The 19804-nt window shown below is 38.3% G+C and carries 19 protein-coding genes and 1 pseudogene; 5 read left to right on the top strand and 15 right to left on the bottom strand.

The features are described from left to right. Positions 1-10: 10 nt before the first annotated feature. On the bottom strand, positions 11-1843 hold the full coding sequence (locus tag MOJ78_RS18810; protein ID WP_304978855.1) for a polysaccharide biosynthesis protein: 1833 nt from the start codon (positions 1841-1843) through the stop codon (positions 11-13). Between the two features lie 370 nt (positions 1844-2213). Here MOJ78_RS18810 and MOJ78_RS18815 point away from each other — a divergent pair, with 370 nt between their 5' ends. Then, positions 2214-3149: a polyisoprenyl-teichoic acid--peptidoglycan teichoic acid transferase TagU gene (locus MOJ78_RS18815; RefSeq protein WP_304978856.1), complete on the top strand. Its 936-nt coding sequence runs from the start codon at positions 2214-2216 to the stop codon at positions 3147-3149. 47 nt (positions 3150-3196) lie between these two features. Here the strand turns inward: MOJ78_RS18815 and MOJ78_RS18820 are convergent, their stop codons facing one another. Beyond that, entirely contained in the window at positions 3197-4987 is a 1791-nt protein-coding gene (locus MOJ78_RS18820; protein WP_304978857.1) for a cell wall-binding repeat-containing protein, read from the bottom strand. A gap of 948 nt (positions 4988-5935) precedes the next feature. Here MOJ78_RS18820 and MOJ78_RS18825 point away from each other — a divergent pair. Then, complete coding sequence (locus tag MOJ78_RS18825) at positions 5936-6952, top strand: cell wall-binding repeat-containing protein (protein ID WP_304978858.1); 1017 nt, start codon at positions 5936-5938, stop codon at positions 6950-6952. A gap of 33 nt (positions 6953-6985) precedes the next feature. On the opposite strand, the gene MOJ78_RS18830 is transcribed toward MOJ78_RS18825, so the two are convergent. After that, positions 6986-7462 carry a VanZ family protein gene (locus MOJ78_RS18830; RefSeq protein ID WP_304978859.1) on the bottom strand — a complete coding sequence of 159 codons (477 nt, stop codon included), beginning with the start codon at positions 7460-7462 and terminating at the stop codon, positions 6986-6988. Between the two features lie 177 nt (positions 7463-7639). Here MOJ78_RS18830 and MOJ78_RS18835 point away from each other — a divergent pair, with 177 nt between their 5' ends. Together MOJ78_RS18835 and MOJ78_RS18840 are read left to right on the top strand one after the other, a co-directional pair. Beyond that, positions 7640-7966, top strand: a complete 327-nt coding sequence (locus tag MOJ78_RS18835; protein WP_304978860.1) for a hypothetical protein — start codon at positions 7640-7642, stop codon at positions 7964-7966. A gap of 29 nt (positions 7967-7995) precedes the next feature. Further along, complete coding sequence (locus tag MOJ78_RS18840; RefSeq protein WP_304978861.1) at positions 7996-8358, top strand: DUF4870 domain-containing protein; 363 nt, start codon at positions 7996-7998, stop codon at positions 8356-8358. A 55-nt stretch (positions 8359-8413) separates the two neighbouring features. Here MOJ78_RS18840 and MOJ78_RS18845 read toward each other — a convergent pair whose 3' ends face one another. Further along, complete coding sequence (locus MOJ78_RS18845; RefSeq protein ID WP_304978862.1) at positions 8414-9280, bottom strand: C40 family peptidase; 867 nt, start codon at positions 9278-9280, stop codon at positions 8414-8416. A 416-nt stretch (positions 9281-9696) separates the two neighbouring features. On the opposite strand from MOJ78_RS18845, the gene MOJ78_RS18850 reads away from it, so the two are divergent. Next, positions 9697-11331, top strand: coding sequence for a hypothetical protein (locus tag MOJ78_RS18850; protein WP_304978863.1), 1635 nt, complete (start codon positions 9697-9699; stop codon positions 11329-11331). 305 nt (positions 11332-11636) lie between these two features. Here the strand turns inward: MOJ78_RS18850 and MOJ78_RS18855 are convergent, their stop codons facing one another. The 11 genes and pseudogenes from MOJ78_RS18855 to MOJ78_RS18905 form a co-directional block, all read right to left on the bottom strand. Beyond that, positions 11637-11975, bottom strand: coding sequence for a hypothetical protein (locus MOJ78_RS18855; RefSeq protein ID WP_304978864.1), 339 nt, complete (start codon positions 11973-11975; stop codon positions 11637-11639). Then, positions 11972-12358 (bottom strand): DUF2071 domain-containing protein, encoded by a 387-nt coding sequence (locus tag MOJ78_RS18860; protein WP_304978865.1) that lies wholly within the window; start codon positions 12356-12358, stop codon positions 11972-11974. The genes MOJ78_RS18855 and MOJ78_RS18860 overlap by 4 nt, the downstream gene beginning before the upstream one ends. 30 nt (positions 12359-12388) lie before the next feature. After that, a complete protein-coding gene (locus tag MOJ78_RS18865) occupies positions 12389-12781 on the bottom strand; it encodes a DUF6232 family protein (RefSeq protein ID WP_370529828.1) in 393 nt (130 codons plus the stop codon). 22 nt (positions 12782-12803) lie between these two features. Next, positions 12804-13028 carry a hypothetical protein gene (locus MOJ78_RS18870; protein WP_304978866.1) on the bottom strand — a complete coding sequence of 75 codons (225 nt, stop codon included), beginning with the start codon at positions 13026-13028 and terminating at the stop codon, positions 12804-12806. Positions 13029-13159: 131 nt separating this feature from the next. After that, positions 13160-13687 carry a glycohydrolase toxin TNT-related protein gene (locus MOJ78_RS18875; RefSeq protein ID WP_304978867.1) on the bottom strand — a complete coding sequence of 176 codons (528 nt, stop codon included), beginning with the start codon at positions 13685-13687 and terminating at the stop codon, positions 13160-13162. Positions 13688-14350: 663 nt separating this feature from the next. Continuing rightward, positions 14351-14863 carry a HEAT repeat domain-containing protein gene (locus MOJ78_RS18880; protein WP_304978868.1) on the bottom strand — a complete coding sequence of 171 codons (513 nt, stop codon included), beginning with the start codon at positions 14861-14863 and terminating at the stop codon, positions 14351-14353. A 1-nt stretch (position 14864) separates the two neighbouring features. Further along, entirely contained in the window at positions 14865-16259 is a 1395-nt protein-coding gene (locus MOJ78_RS18885; protein ID WP_304978869.1) for a hypothetical protein, read from the bottom strand. A gap of 78 nt (positions 16260-16337) precedes the next feature. Then, positions 16338-16616, bottom strand: a pseudogene (locus tag MOJ78_RS18890) (recombinase family protein); the annotation flags it as partial. Positions 16617-17033: 417 nt separating this feature from the next. Further along, positions 17034-17483, bottom strand: a complete 450-nt coding sequence (locus tag MOJ78_RS18895) for an SMI1/KNR4 family protein (RefSeq protein WP_304978870.1) — start codon at positions 17481-17483, stop codon at positions 17034-17036. Between the two features lie 14 nt (positions 17484-17497). Continuing rightward, positions 17498-18034 carry an HNH/ENDO VII family nuclease gene (locus MOJ78_RS18900; protein ID WP_304978871.1) on the bottom strand — a complete coding sequence of 179 codons (537 nt, stop codon included), beginning with the start codon at positions 18032-18034 and terminating at the stop codon, positions 17498-17500. Between the two features lie 404 nt (positions 18035-18438). After that, on the bottom strand, positions 18439-18858 hold the full coding sequence (locus MOJ78_RS18905; protein ID WP_304978872.1) for a hypothetical protein: 420 nt from the start codon (positions 18856-18858) through the stop codon (positions 18439-18441). Between the last annotated feature and the right edge of the window lie 946 nt (positions 18859-19804).

Genomic DNA, 19804 nt, shown 5'->3' on the forward strand with positions numbered 1-19804 from the left:
CATAGTTTTTCTATTTGTTTACTACTGATAAATGGTTAAATGAATTTTTATTATTTGATATGTCTAATAATACCTTTTTTAATGTTTCTTCTTCGAATCTTTGATTCATAAATTCATTTAAAAAGTTATTAATTGAGTCGTTTGTAAAAAAAGCCGATTTTCCAATATATATTTTGGGGTATACCTGTTTTTTATGAATCTCATTATCGCCAAGTAATTCTTCATATAACTTTTCGCCTGGTCGCATTCCAGTGAATTCTATTTTAATGTCATCTAACGAATAGCCACTCAGTTTTATTAAATTCCTTGCTAAATCAAAAATTTTAACAGGGGCACCCATATCCAGCACAAAAATCTCACCACCTCTAGCAAGTGCTCCAGCTTGTATCACTAGCCTGCTAGCCTCGGGGATTGTCATAAAATATCTCACCATTTCAGGATGGGTTACAGTCACTGGACCGCCTTTTTTAATCTGTTCTTTAAATAAAGGTATAACACTCCCGCGACTTCCTAACACATTTCCAAACCTAACTGCAACAAAACGGGTTTCACTTCTCTGATCGATATCTTGAATAAACATTTCAGCTATACGTTTAGTTGCCCCCATTACACTGGTAGGGTTCACTGCTTTGTCTGTAGAAATCATCACAAAGGTATCGACACCTGCAGCATCCGCAGCTTCAGCAACATTTTTAGTTCCTAATACATTATTCTTAACTGCTTCTTCTGGATTGCGTTCCATTAAAGGAACATGTTTATGGGCAGCAGCATGAAATATAAAAGAGGGTTTATAGTTTTCTACAATTTGAAACATTTTGTTACGGTCTTGTACGTCTACAATTTCGGTTTTGAAATTGATATCTGTAAAGGAACTTAATAGTTCTTTCTCTATAGTGTATATACTGAATTCACCATGACCTAATAACACTAAATTCTTAGGTTTAAACCTGGAAATTTGCCTACATAACTCTGATCCAATAGAACCTCCAGCACCTGTAACTAAGATTGTTTTACCACGAACTTTCTCATCTATACTATTAATATCTAGTTCAACTGGATTTCTGCCTAGTAAATCCTCAATAGATACGTCTTTAATATTGGTTATTTTTACCTTACCAAGGACTAAGTCTTCTATCATTGGTAATATTTGGACATCCTTACAAACTAACTTTGCTTGTGTGATGACTTCATTTAGTCTTTTTTGCGTTAATGAAGGAATTGCAATAATAATATGTTCAACGTTTCTTTTATTGGAAATTTCTTTTAACTTGTCAATAGGTCCTTCAACCGGAAGACCTGAGATAAGTAAATTCTTTAAGTTCAGATCATCGTCAACAAATGCTACAGGTACTAAATTCGTATTATTACTCTCTTTCAGCTGTCTCGCTAACATACGTCCAGCAGAGCCCGCTCCAATAATAAGAGTCTTCTTACCAGCTTTTTTCTTAGTAGAATGTTTATTTTTGTTATCCCGGTATATTCTCCATGAGAATCGCACTCCACCTATAAGGATTATATGAAGCATCCAAGTTATAAATAGAGCTCGTTCGTAGACTGTTCCATATATAATTAATTGTTCTGCCATCACAATTAAAATAGAACAAGAGACAACCTTAACAATGTTGGTTAATTCTTCAATACTCGCATATCTCCATGCACGGCCATAAAATTTGGTAAAGTACGAAAAAATATAGTGACTGATTAATAGTGAAATTGAACTGACTACGACAATCTGATTCGGTAATAAACTAGGGTTTATGAAAAAATGCGAAATATAAATAGAACATATTACTATTAACGAATCAACTACCAACAATACACCTAATCTGTATTTACTGTTCATTTATTCCCCCCCTGTTCTGATCTAAATTCTTCTAAATTGCCTTCTATTATCCTACAACCGTCTGTTCTACTCGTCTTGTTTTATGTATCTAACCGTTTTCCTAATAGATTTGGAAAAGAATCAATGTCCAATTTCATACACTCTCCTAAGACTTTATTACTAAATAATGTAAAGCTTGTAATTCAACTGTTATTATAACATAATTTGAATACCAAGATTAGACAAAAATTTGTTATTTTTCAGTTCTATGACAATTTTTGTCGGATATTTGTATTGTTAATAATCGAGTCATCTAAACTATCGCTTACATTTTTTAATATAAATGTTATAATTCTCTATGGTCACATTGCTACAGTAAAGGAAGATGTAAATGAATTCAAGGATTCAACGTAAAAAGAACAAAGGTTCCCTTAAGAAAATGTTCAAAATGATTATTCTATTTTTTTGTCTGATTTTAATAGGAACTGCTGGATATGCATTTTATCTATATGATTCTGTGAAAGAAACTGCAGGTGAAATGCACGAGCCATTATCAGACCCTTCAGAAAAACCATCAATTAAGGGTAGTGGAAAGGGACCAATCTCAATTCTCTTAATGGGTGTCGATGAACGGCCTGGTGACCGTGGTAGGTCTGACACTATGATAGTAATTACTGTAAATCCAAATGAGGATTCTATGTATATGTTTAATATCCCACGAGACACACGTACTGAAATTATTGGTAAGAACAAACAGGATAAGATAAACCATGCATATGCCTTTGGCGGGACAGAGATGGCAGTTAAAACCGTCGAGAATTTCCTTGATATTCCTATTCACTATTATATAAAAGTAAATATGGAATCCTTTAAGGATATTGTTAATGCAGTTGGTGGCGTGAATGTTAACAATAAATTTGCATTCAACCAAAATGGCTTTAACTTTAATAAGGGAGAACTCCACCTTAATGGTGACAAAGCACTTGCGTATTCAAGAATGAGGAAACGAGATCCAAAAGGTGATTTAGGAAGAAATGCAAGGCAACAACAGGTGATCAAAGCTGTAATTAATGAAGGAGCAAAAGTCTCTTCGATTACGAAGTTTGATAATGTGCTAGATGTACTTAGTGAGAACGTAAGAACCAACATGACTTTTAAAGAAATGAAGTCGATTCAAGCAAATTACAAGAACGCACGAAAAGATATCAATAGTTTTGAAGTTCAAGGACAAGGTCAAAGAATAAACAGTATCTATTATTATATAGTTTCAGAACAAGAAAGAAATAAATTGTCAAACAAACTTAAGGAACATTTAGAAATTAGTTAAAATGAAAAGGAACAACCTAGTCAAGAATCTAGGTTGTTCCTTTCCTTTTAGTCGAAATATAATCCTAATTCAGATTGTATATTCACTGCTACCGGTCCACCAAGTACTGTAAAGTAATCCATCTTGTTCCTAAAAATGCTTTGGTGTGTGAAGGCTGGGATTCTGTTTTGACGAACGAGTAACAATGGTGCTCCACGTTTCGCTGCTAGAACTGAACCGGTCAATGCATCGGCAAAGTTGAATCCATTGGTCAGGAACACTTCATTTGAGTCAAGATCCAATTCTTCAATGATCTTTGCTGCTGTCTCATATCGGTCTTCTCCTGCAATTCGAGTTGCGTCCAATTGGTTGACCACTGAATCGTTGATGACGACTGGCCCCCCAACGACAAGTTTGTCTGTTTTACCTTCCAATGCATCTTCAGTGTATTGAGGTACTCGATCCGTACGAGTTAATAAAATTGGGATTTCATTTTTTGCTGCATAAGGTGCAATTGCTAATGCATCTGGGAAATTAAGCCCATAGGCTACAATCGCCTTCCCATTTGTTGAGCCCAATTCCTCTGCGATCAATTTTGCTGTTTCGTATCGGTCTTCTCCGCCAATACGCTGGACGGAAACACTCGCCATTGCGTCTACTTCATTTTCAACAGCTTTACTTATGGCGTTCGTACTTCCTAAAATAACAACCTTGGTTGCTCCTAATCTTTCAATCTCTTGTTTTGTTACATTCGTTAGTTCCTCATTATCGGTTAACAAAATTGGTGCATCAAGCTTATATGCAAGCGGAGTCCCGGCCAAAGCATCAGGGAATTCATACCCTCTCGTTAATACAACCGTTTTGGCTCCGGTTGGCCAACCCTCTTTAGAAATTTCTACTGCTGTATTATAGCGCTTCAACCCTGAGAGCCTTTGACCTATTTTCTCAACGGTTCCTGAAGCAAGGTAACCATCTTTACCATTACTAGCTTCTACTGGGTACCATACATAGTGATTATCCCAAAGCGTCCCTCTATTGGAGTATTCATGTGAATTGTCGTATACAAAGCTTCCTCTTGTTTCGACAATCTCTAATTCAGTCGTATTTAAACTGGTGACGACTTCAGATTTCGTTGTACTATCTTTTCTCATGTTTGTCGGGATGTCGATTTTCAGTAATGATTTTTCATTGAAATAATGTTTCGATACGGTTCCTTCAACGTCTGTTGTAAAATGCATTTTGGTAAAGGTTAGCGCTCCATTTGTACCGTCTCCAAAATCGGATATTTCAAAGGTGAAGTCAGCTAAGTCCAAGTCATTATTGTAAAGCTGAATATTATTAAACACCTTAAATTGGTAAGCATCTTCATTGACCGCTCCAGTAGCTTTTAACACTGGACGGTTTTCCTGAACGATGCCGTTATAGGCCATTACTGCAAAGTACCAATTTTCAATAACGTCACGATCTCCATCGTTGACTTTAGGTATGTCAGCACCTGTGTAGGTCATCTTTTCATTCAAAATTTCTACACCGGCGTTGATGTTGTATTGGATGTTATTTTTTAAAAGATAGTTGTCATAACCTTGTGTCGAAGTAACCTGCATGATCCCGATGCCACCGTCACCAGAAATGTACGGTGTTCCATCGTCATTGAACTGTGTCCAAGCACTCTCTTCGAATGCAACTGCTTTTACAACCTCTGGTGGAATGTCATACTCTAATGCGGCTTCTGTTAAGTACTGGTTGATCACGTGATACGGCGGGTTCTCATTTGCTGCACTTGATTGTGTTGGAAATGAGAACACTGAAAATAATAACACTAACGCTAGCAACCCATTTCCTAGTACTCTTTTAATCATGTTTCCCCTCCTCAAATTTTGAATCTTCTATATGATACCAAATATTAGCAATTTATTGAACTGATAAATTATTCTTATTTTGAAATAATAATTAAAGGTGCAGTTAATTGATTATAAAGTCATAGTTAAGGTGATTGTTGTGAAACGAAATTCTTTTTTTAGTAAAAAAAGCCCATTTATTCTCAGCAACATAGAGCATCCGACTTTTGTTCTTATTGATTCTTTCAAGGTGTATCTGTTTACGAATGTAAGCCCACTGTGTTTTCATATCCCCTGTTAGAAAATATTCAACTCACCTAGGCTGGATCTTTGGTGAGCTTTACTATACTCCTCTAATTCAAGGGCTGTTCGTCATTACGTTAGGCACTAATTCTAAGCCTTCTTTAGGTATACTAGCTTCCTAGAAAGCATTTACAAGGTTATTAGGTTTTCATGGCTATACTACCTATCAGTTTGTAGACGATCATTATCTGAATTAGGTTTCATTCAATTCAGGGCAAATAAATGATTATGAAGTCTGGTTCAATAAAAACAATCAATTGGAGAGCTTCCCTACTAAGGTGTTTCTGAAGGACAAAATGTGATTGTTGTTCAGCTCGGGGCATTGCAACCTTTGTAATAGATAAAGAGAGGATGGAAATCGACAGGTGAATTTCGGTGATAGGTCTTATCAATGAAGGTCATAATTTTAATGCCTCTCCGGATGATGATTTCACCAAAGGAAAGTGTTATGATCGCATGATGATCGACTTGAATACCTCCGAAAGTATCCTAGAAGGAGATTTGATCACATACTTCAGACGAGGGGTTTAAGGGTAGCTTTTATAGCTGCTTTTTTATAAAAGGTAATTATTACTAATCAATAATATCCTATATTCCATTTAAACTAGTTGCATTGTATGTAATAATTGTAATCGTTTTGTAACATCTAAGAAGGGAGCCCTATACATGTACAGAATTATTTTATCATTTTTAATGATAACTGGATTACTTGTATCAACTCAAAATTATACTTATGCAGCTGGTGATAGCCAAGCTACAGGAGATAGTGAATCTATAAATCAATCTATACCTACATTACGAATTTCAGGTCCGAACCGTTATGATACTAATTTAGCATTCTCTTCGATCGTCTGTGATGGGTGTCTTGAGTCTGTCATTTTAGCATCTGGTGAAAACTTCCCTGACGCATTATCTGGGTCTGTTTTAACCAAAACGTTACAGGGATCGATTCTCCTTGTTGAGGATAATGAACAGGTTCTTAAAAAAATGATAACTGAAGCAAAGCGGATATTAAAACCTGACGGAGAAGTTTATTACTTAGGTGGACCCAGTGCAATCTCCCCTAACGTTATAAGTGAATTTGAAAAGCACTTTTCGGTTACAGGTATTTTTGGGAAAGACCGAACAGCTACCTCATTAAAAATTGCCAGTATGGTAGATATCCCTCCTACTGAAGTGTTCTTAGTATACGGAGGAAACTTTGCTGACGCACTTTCCATTGCTCCAGTTTCTGAGAAAAATCAGATTCCAGTACTCCTAAACAATGATAAGGAAACATTGGATCCTAGAATTGAAAAATGGCTGAATGAAAATTCTGTTAAAGATGTCACAATTGTCGGTGGAGAAAGTGTTGTATCAACTAAAATTGAAAAGCATTTGGAGGGGAAAGGTTTGGCCGTCACTCGAATTGCCGGTAAAAATCGCTTTGAAACCTCATTAAAAATTGCGGAATCCTATTATCCTCCTGAATATACACAGCATGCAGCACTTGCAAATGGTTACAGCTTTGCTGATGCCTTGAGCGGATCTGTATTTTCCGGAGAATTTGATATCCCTATTCTGTTATCTTACAAAGACCACCTTCCTGATGGGTACGTACCCTATTTGAACAAAAAGGATCGGATATACTTTTACGGCGGAGAAGCAGTAATCTACCGTGATATATTGAAAAATGGTAATTGATTTATTAGACCTCCAACTTTTGGAGGTCTTTTTTTACATTCGACTATAAGTAAACTTGGCAAGTAAAGTACCGATGATAATGCCGACAGTATCGAGAAGTACATCTTCTATATGTGGGGACCGATTTACTGTGAAGCTCTGATGGTACTCATCGGAAGCAGCATAAAGAATTCCGAGTCCAATTGCTAGCCTTGCAGTATACGTCGAGGTGGAAGATGTATTATACAATGCTCGATATAATAAAAAAGCTAATACGAGATAAACTGTAACATGCGCGCCCTTCCGAATGAAAAATTCAACAAAGCTCGCCTTCCCGAGGTGATCGACACTTACCTCTTCCCCAGCATAATGAAAGGATACATCTCCAAAATACGTTTCAACCCACCCTAAAGGAATCTCATCAGATAGAAAGGGTTTGAGATCTTGTTCCTCATATGGCTGAGAGGAAGCATAAAAAATGATACCTGCCCAGATAATGACCGGCATCCAGTACTTTAGGAATTTTTTCATAGTACACACCTTTTTAATGAATGATTGTTTTATTTTATCATATAGGTTCTTGTCGTACGTTTGCTTGAAATAAAAATTGTACGCCATCATTTATAATTGGCATGAGACTTTTTTACTTGTCGTACGTATATAGTAATTGTTAAAGTATTTTATAATGGATTAAAGGAGACTAAGTGAATGAAAACGTATAAAGTTTTGCAATGGATTACCGGGATTTGCGAGGGGTTGCTTGCAATACCAATTATCGGTGGAGGATTTGTGGTTGCAAACTTGTATGTCCCATTGTTTGTCATGCTAGGTCTGCACATCATAACACTCGTATATGCTAAAAAAGAGGCAAGGATAAGCTTTCAAGGGGCGGGCAGCATACTTGGAATCATAACCTCGTGCATTGCATGGATACCGTTTCTTGGCTGGTTCATGCACACGATTACAGCGATCGTCCTGCTGGTCAGCGCCGCACGCAAGGATTCGAAAAATGGAGAAGTTGAAGTTATCGATTAAGGGGTTCGGACCCTGGGGAGGAATTACAATTGAATTATAATGAAGAGAATTTAACAAAGGAAGAAAAGAATTGGGGAATGTTTGCGCACCTGCTCGGGTTTGCTGGCTATCTCACGTTCGCATTAGGCTTCGTACTCGGACCGCTTGTCGTTTGGCTGATGAAGAGGAATGAGTCCAAATATGTGGATTATCACGGGAAAGAAGCGCTTAACTTTCAAATCAGCTTTATGATTTACGCATTTATCGCCAGTCTGCTTATTTTTGTACTGATTGGATTCGTCTTGCTACCGATCGTTACGATCCTTCATATTGTGTTTACGATCATTGGGACGATGCGTGCGAGTGAAGGCAACTATTACCGCTATCCGATGACCATTCGTTTTATGAAATAAAAAGGAAGAGATTACTGGGAACAGTTGAACCCGGTAATCTCTTTTTTTACATCTGTTATCTCGGTATCATCAGCTGCTGATCCGGAAAAATGAGCGATGAATTCAAGTTGTTTGTTTCCATTAACTGCTTCACTGTAATTCCGTACTTCTTACTGATTCCCCATAGGGTGTTTCCTTTTTGAATCGTATAGACGCTGTACGAATGAACGACGGGATCTCGGTCTGCGACTTCCTTTTCAGAAAGCAGTAACGTTTGACCCGGATAGATCCAATGCGAACTTAAGTCATTCAGTTGTTTCAGCGATTTCACGGACGTTCCATACGTTCGGCTAATGTCCCAAAGTGTATCCCCTCTTACCACTGTGTGGAACTTTAATGAACGGACTGCAACCTCCTTCTCCTCAACCTCTTCTTTTTGAGCGTTCCCTTCCCCTTTCAGCACAACGAGCGGCGGTTTTTTTTCGACCTTTACTTGATCGGATAAAACCCTTCTAGCGGTCACATAACGGTCTGCCCAATAATACGGTGAAAACACATCAGCATACCCAACACCTGAGCTTTGTGCGCCAATCATTCTTCCGCCGCCTGCATAGATGGCCACATGATTGATTCGACCATCGAAATCGGTATCAAAAAAGACAAGATCGCCCGGCAACAAGTCTCCACTCGACACTCGTGTCCCTACGCCTGCCTGCGCCCGACTCGACCGCGGTAAATCGATCCCATATTGCTTAAAAACTGTGGCGGTAAACGAAGAACAGTCGAAGCTTCCTGTGTTCCCAATCGCTGACCCGTATCGGTAGGGTGTTCCTAAAAATTGTTCTGCGCTCTGGACGACCTGGTTTCCCGCACTTGCATACGCTTCGCTTCCAACCGCCAGTACGACACCTGCTGCCATTGCACTTGGCAAAACCTTCCTCATCCGAATCCCTCCTACGCTTGTTTTCGACTAGATACCACGTTGGAATCGGTTGCTTCATGCATGTCATTGTCGGAAAAGCCCTCTTTTGCTCGGTCTAAATCAACTTATGAACCTAGGTTTGTCTACTATTCCATTGTTACATCAATGTAATGTTGAAATAGGTAGTTTTTCCCTTCCTTTCATTTTTTCAAATATATGGTTGAAATGCGATAAAGTACGGTGTAGGATTATTAAAGTATGACTATTTTACAAAGAATTTCCTTTTTAAATCGTTGCAATATCAAGCAGCAGCTCATTTTTGTCATACTTATTTTCAATGTGCAAAAACGTACATACTTATGTGAATTGAAGCTTGTTCGCATGAATCAAAAAGGAGATTCATAGCTTAATAACAGATACATACTTAGGAGGACAAAATGAACGAAACACGTAACGAAACATCGGCAACTTTAGAACCGTCACGAACACCGAAGAAAAGCAAAAAGCCGTTTATTTTAGCATTGGCCGCAGTTTTCATTCTCGGTCTAGGGGCAACGGTTTACGCAATGTTTTTCAACCTCTCGCCAAAAGATGCGTATTTCAAGGCAGAGATCAATTCGTACAAGGCACTCTCCGAGTCAGTCAATGAAACATTTGCGATCAGTGACGATCTTGCGGAAAAGACGTTAGAGGAACCATCGAAATCAACTGCAGAACTTGGTTTTTCCGTTGAGGGGTTAGAAGCAATCGACCCATCACTCGCAATGGTAAAAGGATTGATTGAACAGGTTGCATTGAAAGCTACGACGCAGCTTGATCCAAAAGCGGCGAAAGGTTCAATTGAGTTGAACCTTGGGGTAGCTGGAACGGAATTTATCCAAGCAGAAGCCTATCAATCTGACAAACGTACAGGGGTAAACGTACCACTCCTTTATGATCAATACTTGTACTTCAATAATGAGGATTTCGGCAAGCTGATGACACGGTTCGATCCGACTTATGCAGGACCTGAAAAGCTTGAGAACCTCGTTAAAATGCAGCTTGATTCGATTAAGAACCAAGAAAAGCTCAATGAAGTCAGTAAGGAATACGGAAAATTCATTATTGAAAACATCAAGGAAGAGAACGTAACAGAAGGTGAAGCAGAATTCGAAGGCGAAACCTACCGTCAGCTTACTCTTAAGCTTTCAGAAAAGGAAGTTCAAGAACTATCTAAAAAAGTGATTGATAAAGTTCAGGCTGATAAAGAGTTAAAGGACTTGTTAATCGATTCGATGACTCAATCCAACTTTTTAGCGTCGAGTTCTGATATTAAAACTACGATGAAGGAAGATTTTGAAAAAGGTTTGAAGGAACTGGAAAACAATCTGGACAAAATCAAGCTTCCGGATGGTTTCAAGAGCACGATTCTTGTAAATGACCAAGAACTCATCGTAAAACGGGACGTGGATGTGAAAGTAGAAGTGGAGGGTGAAGTTGCCAACATCGACTTCTCAACGCATGCATTACGTGAAGACGGTGTCGTTACAGACGGCAAATGGGAAGTTAACGTGTTCCCTGAGAATGCGAAGGATCAGGATTACATTAAAATCCTTCTGGAGCTAAAAGGTGAGCCAGGAAACGACAGCATCAAGCGTGATCTTACAGGAATGTTTGCAATCGCTGAAGCAGGAAGTGTAAGTAGGAGCGCCAATGTTGACGTTCATATGAGCGGTACACCAGAAGACATGAAGATGGATTTTGAGGTAACGGTTCAAGATCCAACGATCCAACCGATTCCACCAATCAAAGGTCATTTCACACAAAAAGTGAAGGATGATCTTGAGAATGGAACTTATAGCACAAGCGGAGAGTTCGGTATTGAATTCGATGCAGGCATGGGATCACCGGTCAATGTTGTTGTGGATTACAAGAACAAGACTGAGTTCACAGAGGACTTGAAGTTCCCGAACCTTGAAGAAAAAGGCGAAAACATCAGTGAGCTGAGCGATGCGGAACTACAAGAAATCGCAGCAGAAATTCAATCCAACATCCAAAACTTCATGATGCAATTCCAGCAAATGCCGTTTTAAGATAGCGGTGCATCGGATGATCATCAGGGGCAACCCCGATGATCATCCTTTTTTGTGCTTGCACTTCCTAAGTAGGCAGGTATTATGTCGAAAAGATCGTCCGTAATCGACTCTCTAACAGAATAACAGTGAATCACGATTGTTTTTTGACTGGATTCTACAGCAAACTTCCGTGATTTTTCGGGTGGATGCAGACTATAGTCCGCTTACAATTTTCGCACCTTTTAACACGTGAATATGAAGCTGAAACTGTCTAAGGCAACTTAATTCTCCTCAGACCTATACATTTTAGTATCGGCACTTTTTTAACACGAAACGGAAGCAACCTTCTCCCATGTATGACGAATATTTCTCATCACAACAGCTGAATCGAACATTAATTCACCCTCGGGGATTTGCAGTATTTTGTGAAAGTAGGTTGTTGAAAGCTGGTCAACTTGGAATGGTCTCATGTTCCAATCGTCTGTCTGCAGGCACATCCCATGTAGGCAGTTTTGTTTTTTAGTAGGAGAATAACCCGTTGCTCCCCCTTTAAAAAATTCTGAGATCTCATCAATGGATGAGAACACACTGCTAGCAGGAAAGCTTTCACATTCTTCCCCTGATAAATATAGTTCTGCTTCTTCATCTTTTGAATTCATCATAAATTCGATTTTTTTATCGATTTCGTTGATCGCAAAGTTACGCTATATTCTCCGGGGAACAGTCTCCCTCCTGCAATCGTGTTAATGAAGGAATTGGTATCTCGCCTGAATATATAAACTCCTTCTTTTATTTGTCCGTCTTCGTCCCACTCTACCGCGATCCGATGTGCTGCATTCTCACTGGATAGACCAAAAGGAATCGTGGATATTGAAGACGGGCGGATATTTTCCAACCTAATTAAACAGATTCCGATGATAGCCTTTGATTTTTTAACCTTTGGACGGAATGGTTTGGGGAGAAGTTTCCCCGCTACCTCTGGGTCCAGGTGATAATTGATAAGAAACCTTCTTTTAATCAAACCCTGAATTGATGGTGTTTGCATAGTATCCCCCTTTCGCAATTGCCTTTTGAATTATCCTCTATAAACGATTGCTTCGTTTAATGCTTTGTAAATTCGTTCAACTTCCTCATACTCATCATCTGAAAAAGCCTCTACTTTACCTGAAGCTGTATCAAGAAGCAAAGTATAAGAAGTAGCAGATCTAGAAAAAGCCCGAATGATAAGAAACCCAATCATTACACTTATCACAGAGATTATTATATTGCCCTGAAAGATCCCCAACATAAAAAAGAATGCACATGCTAGAATCAAACCAAGTGGAGAACTGGGTTCCTTTGTTTCTAATTCGATATAAGTGATCCCCCTAATAGGATACACTTGATCATCGACGACTAAGCGAGTATCACTGACAAGAATATCTTCATTAGATAAAAATGCTGAAAAAAACGAAATCAGACCAACAATTAATAATCTTTGGGGTTCGGTTTTAAACTATATTTTTTAATTTCTTATACATATACTCACATGCTTTTTCCTCTGAGGTAAAATTCTTTAACATGTATATCTCTCCATGTTCGGAATAATAAACTTCCCACCCAACGGCAGTTTTTCTTAAACACCAAGCATCATAGGGTAGCCCACCATCTAACGAATAAAAATGGTTTGGTATCTTCTCTTTTGTCAAAACCTTTACTAAATCCTGTTTATTCATATTATTTCACCTTCTTATTACTCCTTCGTTTATAAGGTCTTTAATTGACTTGTAAACTCATATTGCGTCCCCATACCAGGTTGTCCAAACCAAGGGAGCTGCTTTACCAGAAGTTGCATCAATAGGTTTAATTACTTCATAAACACTATAAGGCTTTTGATTAGCTTCAGGTGTAAAGCCCTCATTTGAAAAGGTGTTCCTTTTATGGATACAAAACTACCATATTCACTACCGTATCTATCTATTAATGTACCCTTTTGTAAAGTTTCAGTTTTGGGAGTTCCTAAAAAACCTCTATTAGGTGGCCAATATGTTTGTATAGCAGTTGTCTGGATTTTATTTATACCCTCATCAGGCATGCTACTTGCTGCCACTTCGTAAATGTCGCTATCATCAAATTCATCGATTGGGTTATCGCTTCCTAGACCGCTTCTCTTCGCAGCTTCCATACCCTTCGCAAAGTCTTTTACCTCGGTGATGAGTTTGGACATTCCCTTGGCGGCTCCGGCTCCAGGTGCGATCATGCTCAAGACCGCTTGAGTTGCTAGGACCATATTTTTTCCATACGCCCGTGCTTCCTTCTTCGTGGCGGACCCATTTAAGACCTTTCCTGTATTCTGGAACAGGTAGACGAACGAGTCAATGTATTGGCCTTTCAATGTATCTCCCCGGGGTCAAGTCTTGGATGCAATGCGAGCCGTTGACGCCTTCATTTTTACCGATCCACCGCCTGTTACGTTAATTACAATTTATGTAACGCTTTTTAAACGAATAGCGAGTATTATACGACCGTCTCTAGTTAAAATACAACCCAAAAATTATAAACCAAGGCAGCATTAGACTTCCCTTTCGCGTTACCCATTGTTTATCGCCACGAGCTTTGTCATCCTCGTTAGTTTGTTAGCCAATCCATGTCATAACTACCCCTGCCATATAAAATGTCATATCGCCAAATTCTCACACTTGTTCATTCCCTCCAAATATTAAAACGATACTCCAATGGTACAACCATCATGAGTTATGAATTTCAAACAAAATATCGTTTATGTTGTCCCAAACATAAATTTCTTTATTTCTTTTTTGTCAGTTGGCTTATGTATCGACTAATTTCAGCCCTTTACACCTACGAGCTTTGTTTTTCTCGTGTGCAAATATAAATCTAGTAGTAAGTTTGTTTATTTAATTGTCACTGTAACTAATCTCGCACGCCTTCCTACCATCATGAGTTTTTGATTCAAATGTCAAATTTTATAAATGTAAAACTATAAAAGCAATAAAAAACCTTGAAAGGCGTGTAGCCAATCAAGGTTCTTTTGTTAAAGCTATATTTTTAAATTACTGATAACTTCTTCAATAAGCTCAAGCACTTCAGTATCTTCTTCTTGCTTTTGTGCATTTTTTATTAAATCTAAAGCCCTTTTATCATCAATTTCAGCTAATGCTACAATTGCCGCATACCTTACATCAGATGCCTTATCTGTAAGTAATTTTGCAAGGGGCTCAATTAGTTTTTTGTCAGGAAATGAAGAAGCTATTTGTGTGCTCCAATATTTTATACCATATTTCTCACTATTTAACCCTTTTATTAAATGAGGTATTACTTGTTCCGGAGAATACTTTAATAGCACATCCTCTATAAGCTGATATATCCCAAACCCGCTGCCATTTCCAAATGAGTTTATAAATAATGGGATACAAATGAGATTAGGATTCCCTAAAAAATATTTTCGTACTTCATTAAATTTTTCGAGTATCTCAGAATTCGTTTCCAATACCCTATCATCAGGGAGAGGTTGATTTTCCTTTAAAAAATCTACTGCCTCATTTAAATTCATTTTATTTATCGAAACCTCCTGTTGCTTTATTTTGTCTTATTAATTCTTGTAGCTGTGTATTTATTGTAGATTTGTTATATCCATTCTGTTTAAGCAAATTCCTTAATTCAAAAATATCTGCTGCAAGATGTTCACGAGGACTATTCAAATCTCGTTTAGAGCCAAAGGTTGCCGTCTGTTCATGAATATCTTTTCGAATGTTAATCGTTATCCCTTTACCATGCGTTGTTTGGCTCACAGCATCTTGTACAACATGGTGAGGCGTATGAGTTTCATTCAATCCCGTCTTTTTATTACCGTATCGAGATTGATTATAAGTACCCACAAATAAATCCTCTCCAGGTTTTGCTAGTTCAGGTTTATTTTTAACCGTACCCCTAGAGGCAAAAGTTTGTAAGTAACCAGGTCCTCCTAATCTAAATTCATTAGTCCCCTTATTAGGCATGCTATTTGCGGCCTTCGCAGCTTTGGCAGCTTTCATACCCTTTGAAAAATCTTTGACCTTGGTGATGAGCTTGGCCATTCCCTTGGCGGCTCCGGCTCCAGGTGCGATCATGCTCAAGACCGCTTGGGTTGCGAGGACCATATTTTTGCCGTATGCCCGTGCTTCCTTCTTCGTCGCCGACCCGCTTAATACCTTCCCTGTATTCTGGTACAGGTAAACAAACGAGTCGATGTACTGGCCTTTCAACGTATCCCCGACAACATGAAGCAGGTCTTGGATCGAGTAGGATCCGTTTGCGAGTCCCATCACCAGGTTGAACGTCTGCTGGATCGTCTGCTTCATGACCATCGGATTCAACAGCTTTACGTAATCGAAGATGTCGGATTTGATTTGGCCCCATGCTCCGGCGAGCACCTGCTTATAAGCGCCGCTTCCCGTCAGGCTCTGCTTCCCGAGATGGTTGTCGATGTTCTCGCTCATCACCTGGGTTTTCGGTGCATTCGCTTGCTTGTAGATCGTCTGGTAGGCATCCGGAAGATCGGCCGTCCGGCTGACGACCCGTGCATTTGGCGGTGGATCCTCTAACAGCTTATCCAGTTCCGCTTGATTCTTCTCGGCCAACATTTTGGCGGTGATCTTGGTATCCCATTCCTCAACGATTGTTTCTGAGAAGGTTTCCCTCGATGGCCCATCCTTACTGAAGACATGGTCATTAATGTAATGCTTGATCGTATAATTGTACCGCCACGTATACTTTGTACTCCATTTGGAGGTTACGAGCAGATACCGGGTATGATCGACCACCTCTTTATCCTTTGAAACAATCGGTTCATCTTCGCTGATAAATTCCCATACATGGCTATCGAAGCTTGAACGTTCATTATTCAAGTAATGGGTGAACGTCCGGTCTTCACCACGCCGTACCCAGTCGGGAATCCCACTGACGTCCATCGGCTCACTCCAGCCGATGCCGCCTGCCTCACTACTGATGGTTCTCTCTTAAAAAATGGTTTAATCACAAGCCGTACACAAATCTGACCTCCATAATGGGCTTGTGTTCAGCACCACCACATTATCTATTTGGACAGACGAAAGGTGAGCCAACATCTCCTGTAAGCCCATCCTGTCTATTTCAAATGCTTACTCTTTCAATTTGGCACCACTTATTCCTTCATCTCTAAAAATATGTATCAAGTTAAAGCCTTGTTCTTCACAATATGCCTTGATTTCCTCTTCTTGATATTTCAAGCTATATCCATCTTTTGCTTGCCCTTGAGTCGAGACTCTTATATACCCAACAACGTTCAACTTTTCACCCTCCCGTTACATAAATTTTAATTTTCGTAACACTTTTTAAACGAATAGCGATTATTATACGACCGTCTCTAATAAAAACACAACCCAAATTTATTAAACCAAAGCAGCATAAGGGCTCCCATTCACGTTTCCGACTGTTTATCGCCACGAGCTTTGTCAATCTCTTTAGTTTTTTGCCATTCTATGTCATAACTACCCCAGCTATGTAAAATGTCATCTCGCCTAATTCTCGTTATTGTTCAGTTCATCCAACTGTTAACACGATACTCCATGATGGTACTATCATCATGAGCTCTCGATTCTCAAACAAATCATTTTCTTAGTGTCTCACTCAATTATCAGCTGTAAAATAAATTGAAGTGAAAAACCTTGAAAGGCATTTAGCCAATCAAGGTTTTAAGAATGTTTTTAAAAATATTTTTCTGTCATTCTTTTCTTTAAAAATTCAATAAAATCATCTGCATATTTTTTATTATCATTCAAAGAATAGATTGGTAATTCATTTTCATCTTTTCTTTTAGATAGATCAAAATAAAAAACATCATCATTTGCTTCACAAATTACAACTTTTTCGTTACTGTAATTTTTATTTTTCATGTTTAATTCATAATTATACACTATATCTCCACCGACAACAGTATCAAAATCTTGTTCATAAATACTAAATATCTCTTCACCATAGATTTCTCCACCACCATAGTTTCTTAACCACCATTTGTAAGAATTAGGAAGTCTAAAACCTAGTCGCTCTTCAGCTTTTATTATCCATTCTTCAGAAATCCCCTCTCCATAATCTGCGAATTCAACCGAATCCTCAGCTTCAGCAATTAGCTTTTGTATCTCATCATACTTATTCATTTTATCCCTCTTTCTTATTGCATAAAATCATTAGATCTATTAATCCAATATCCTTTTTTCCAAGCATCAAATTCTGCCCTATTTATCCCAGATGGTAATCCCCCAGTATTAATATGAAGTATAGAGTAATATTTTTGATGAAAAGACTGACCAACTTCAGTAATAGATCCCGACTGGGTCTGGGTTAAATGATGTAGATTTATTGATTTACCATCATATCCTATTGGAGCTCTCCCAGATGCCATTCTTTCAGCATTTGTGCCAGTAACCGTTTTTCCCTTTACCTTCCAAGAACTTATCGTATTAGGGTCAAATAAGTCATTTCTAGGATACACCTTATTACCATTAAATTCTATAACGTTATCCCAATACTTGTTAACTGACTTAGCAGTTTCACCCGTACCCTTAGAGGCAAAAGTTTGTAAGTAACCAGGTCCTCCTAATCTAAATTCATTAGTCCCCTTACTCGGCCTGCTATTTGCGGCCTTCGGAGCTCTGGCAGCTTTCATACCCTTTGAAAAATCTTTGACCTTGGTGATGAGCTTGGCCATTCCCTTGGCGGCTCCGGCTCCAGGTGCGATCATGCTCAAGACCGCTTGGGTTGCTAGCACCATATTTTTGCCGTATGCCCGTGCTTCCTTCTTCGTCGCGGACCCGCTTAAGACCTTCCCCGTATTCTGGTACAGGTAAACAAACGAGTCGATGTACTGGCCTTTCAACGTATCCCCGACCACATGAAGCAGGTCTTGGATCGAGTAGGATCCGTAGAAGAAGCACTAGAAATTGATAGGATGAGGTTACAGGAGATGTTAGCTCATCTTTCGTCTACACAAATAGAGTATGTGGTTGTTTTTAAACACAAGTTGATTTTGGCGTTCAGATATTGTGAAGGTGCTGATTCAACCAATATAAAAACCTTGAAAGGCTTAAAGCCAATCAAGGTTTATACTTAATACTATTCATGTAAAGACTTGAACTGACAAGCAAGTGATACAATTTCATTATCAAGGTTAGGAAACGCAATAATACTATCCAATACATTTATAAAATATGGTTTTCTATCCCCTTGAGAACCATTGATAACTCTATTTAACATCCAAACAGTATGTTGGGTAGGTTGCCTTTTAATTGATTCAACAAGTTTTTCTTCATATCCATTTTTATAAAACTTTTCAACAAAATGCACAAATGGTCCTGGTCTACCAAAATTTATATCTGGATTTCTTTCCATCAACTTAAAAATGGGTTGAATAGCTTCAAAAGCATCTTCCCTTTCTTCTATTTCTTCCACAATATCGTAAGTAACATCAATAAAATCTTCATTCATAATTGATTTTTCTAACTTCATCAGTAATTGATCTAATTCATTTTGCATCTTATCATTCCCTATTTTAAAGCATATGATTTAACGCTTTATTTGTAATATCGTTTACAATATCTTCTGAAATACCAGCATCTCGCAAAATTTTAGAATTACTCATAATATTATCTAATGGGAATTGATTGGCAGCGTCAATACCTCTTTGGGCCTTATTTATAAGTTTGTGTTGTTCTCGCTCTAATGCTATTACTGGATTGTTCTTCGATGCTTCAGTAGATAGTCTATTAGTAGCAAGACCATTTGCCTTCAGATTTGCGTGTTGCCAAACTTCATGTCCTTCTAAATTATCCCCGACAACTGACCTATCAACAAAATCCTTATAAGTAGTAACTTCGTTTTGTTTAATAGCTTGCTTGGTAGCTGCTTTACCCGTACCCTCAGGACGTAAATTAATTCCAATATTATCTTATACTACGCTTCAAGATTCATTTTTTCATAATCAGTTAAGTGAATATCAAATGCACCCATTAATCGTTGCATATCATTATCAATGACGGTTCAGTGAAAGAGAAAAGGAAATTAGTCCCCGCCATCCCACAAAAATAGGTGTACAAGAAAATTAAATGTGTCACAGAGACTAAAGTATCCGTTAGGGTAATAGTAAAGATGTTTCTTATTCTTAAACAAAAGAGGTCTGCTGTAATAGTTGCAAAGGTTTTTTTCTTGGACAACCTTCTCGACATAGTAAACGGATTTACTCAAAAATAGTCGCCAACATTTTTTTACGTAGGCAAAATATTTTCATAGGCACGGAGAAAGAGAAGGTAATATATTGTTAGTTGAAAATGATGGTAACCGGTGATATTGGAGCTATTCTAAGAAAAAAAGTTGGGGGAAATAGGTTATACAATTGTAAGTATTAATTATGCGTACAAAGTAATTTATACATGGTTATATTGGTATTACTAAGGTTACAGTTAATAGGGGTTGGGTAATTCGT

The sequence above is a fragment of the Alkalihalobacillus sp. AL-G genome (genome assembly GCF_030643805.1).
GTDB lineage: Bacteria > Bacillota > Bacilli > Bacillales > Fictibacillaceae > Pseudalkalibacillus.

What these genes read in the sequence shown, in the direction of transcription:
- MOJ78_RS18855 (WP_304978864.1), bottom strand. Translation starts at nt 11,975, where the DNA reads ATGATGAATTCAAAAGATGAAGAAGCAGAACTATATTTATCAGGGGAA.
- MOJ78_RS18900 (WP_304978871.1), bottom strand. Translation starts at nt 18,034, where the DNA reads ATGGCCAAGCTCATCACCAAGGTCAAAGATTTTTCAAAGGGTATGAAA.
- MOJ78_RS18830 (WP_304978859.1), bottom strand. Translation starts at nt 7,462, where the DNA reads ATGAAAAAATTCCTAAAGTACTGGATGCCGGTCATTATCTGGGCAGGT.
- MOJ78_RS18880 (WP_304978868.1), bottom strand. Translation starts at nt 14,863, where the DNA reads ATGAATTTAAATGAGGCAGTAGATTTTTTAAAGGAAAATCAACCTCTC.
- MOJ78_RS18835 (WP_304978860.1), top strand. Translation starts at nt 7,640, where the DNA reads ATGAAAACGTATAAAGTTTTGCAATGGATTACCGGGATTTGCGAGGGG.
- MOJ78_RS18825 (WP_304978858.1), top strand. Translation starts at nt 5,936, where the DNA reads ATGTACAGAATTATTTTATCATTTTTAATGATAACTGGATTACTTGTA.
- MOJ78_RS18820 (WP_304978857.1), bottom strand. Translation starts at nt 4,987, where the DNA reads ATGATTAAAAGAGTACTAGGAAATGGGTTGCTAGCGTTAGTGTTATTA.
- MOJ78_RS18850 (WP_304978863.1), top strand. Translation starts at nt 9,697, where the DNA reads ATGAACGAAACACGTAACGAAACATCGGCAACTTTAGAACCGTCACGA.
- MOJ78_RS18860 (WP_304978865.1), bottom strand. Translation starts at nt 12,358, where the DNA reads ATGCAAACACCATCAATTCAGGGTTTGATTAAAAGAAGGTTTCTTATC.
- MOJ78_RS18895 (WP_304978870.1), bottom strand. Translation starts at nt 17,483, where the DNA reads ATGAATAAGTATGATGAGATACAAAAGCTAATTGCTGAAGCTGAGGAT.
- MOJ78_RS18810 (WP_304978855.1), bottom strand. Translation starts at nt 1,843, where the DNA reads ATGAACAGTAAATACAGATTAGGTGTATTGTTGGTAGTTGATTCGTTA.
- MOJ78_RS18905 (WP_304978872.1), bottom strand. Translation starts at nt 18,858, where the DNA reads ATGCAAAATGAATTAGATCAATTACTGATGAAGTTAGAAAAATCAATT.
- MOJ78_RS18870 (WP_304978866.1), bottom strand. Translation starts at nt 13,028, where the DNA reads ATGAATAAACAGGATTTAGTAAAGGTTTTGACAAAAGAGAAGATACCA.
- MOJ78_RS18845 (WP_304978862.1), bottom strand. Translation starts at nt 9,280, where the DNA reads ATGAGGAAGGTTTTGCCAAGTGCAATGGCAGCAGGTGTCGTACTGGCG.
- MOJ78_RS18885 (WP_304978869.1), bottom strand. Translation starts at nt 16,259, where the DNA reads ATGGACGTCAGTGGGATTCCCGACTGGGTACGGCGTGGTGAAGACCGG.
- MOJ78_RS18815 (WP_304978856.1), top strand. Translation starts at nt 2,214, where the DNA reads ATGAATTCAAGGATTCAACGTAAAAAGAACAAAGGTTCCCTTAAGAAA.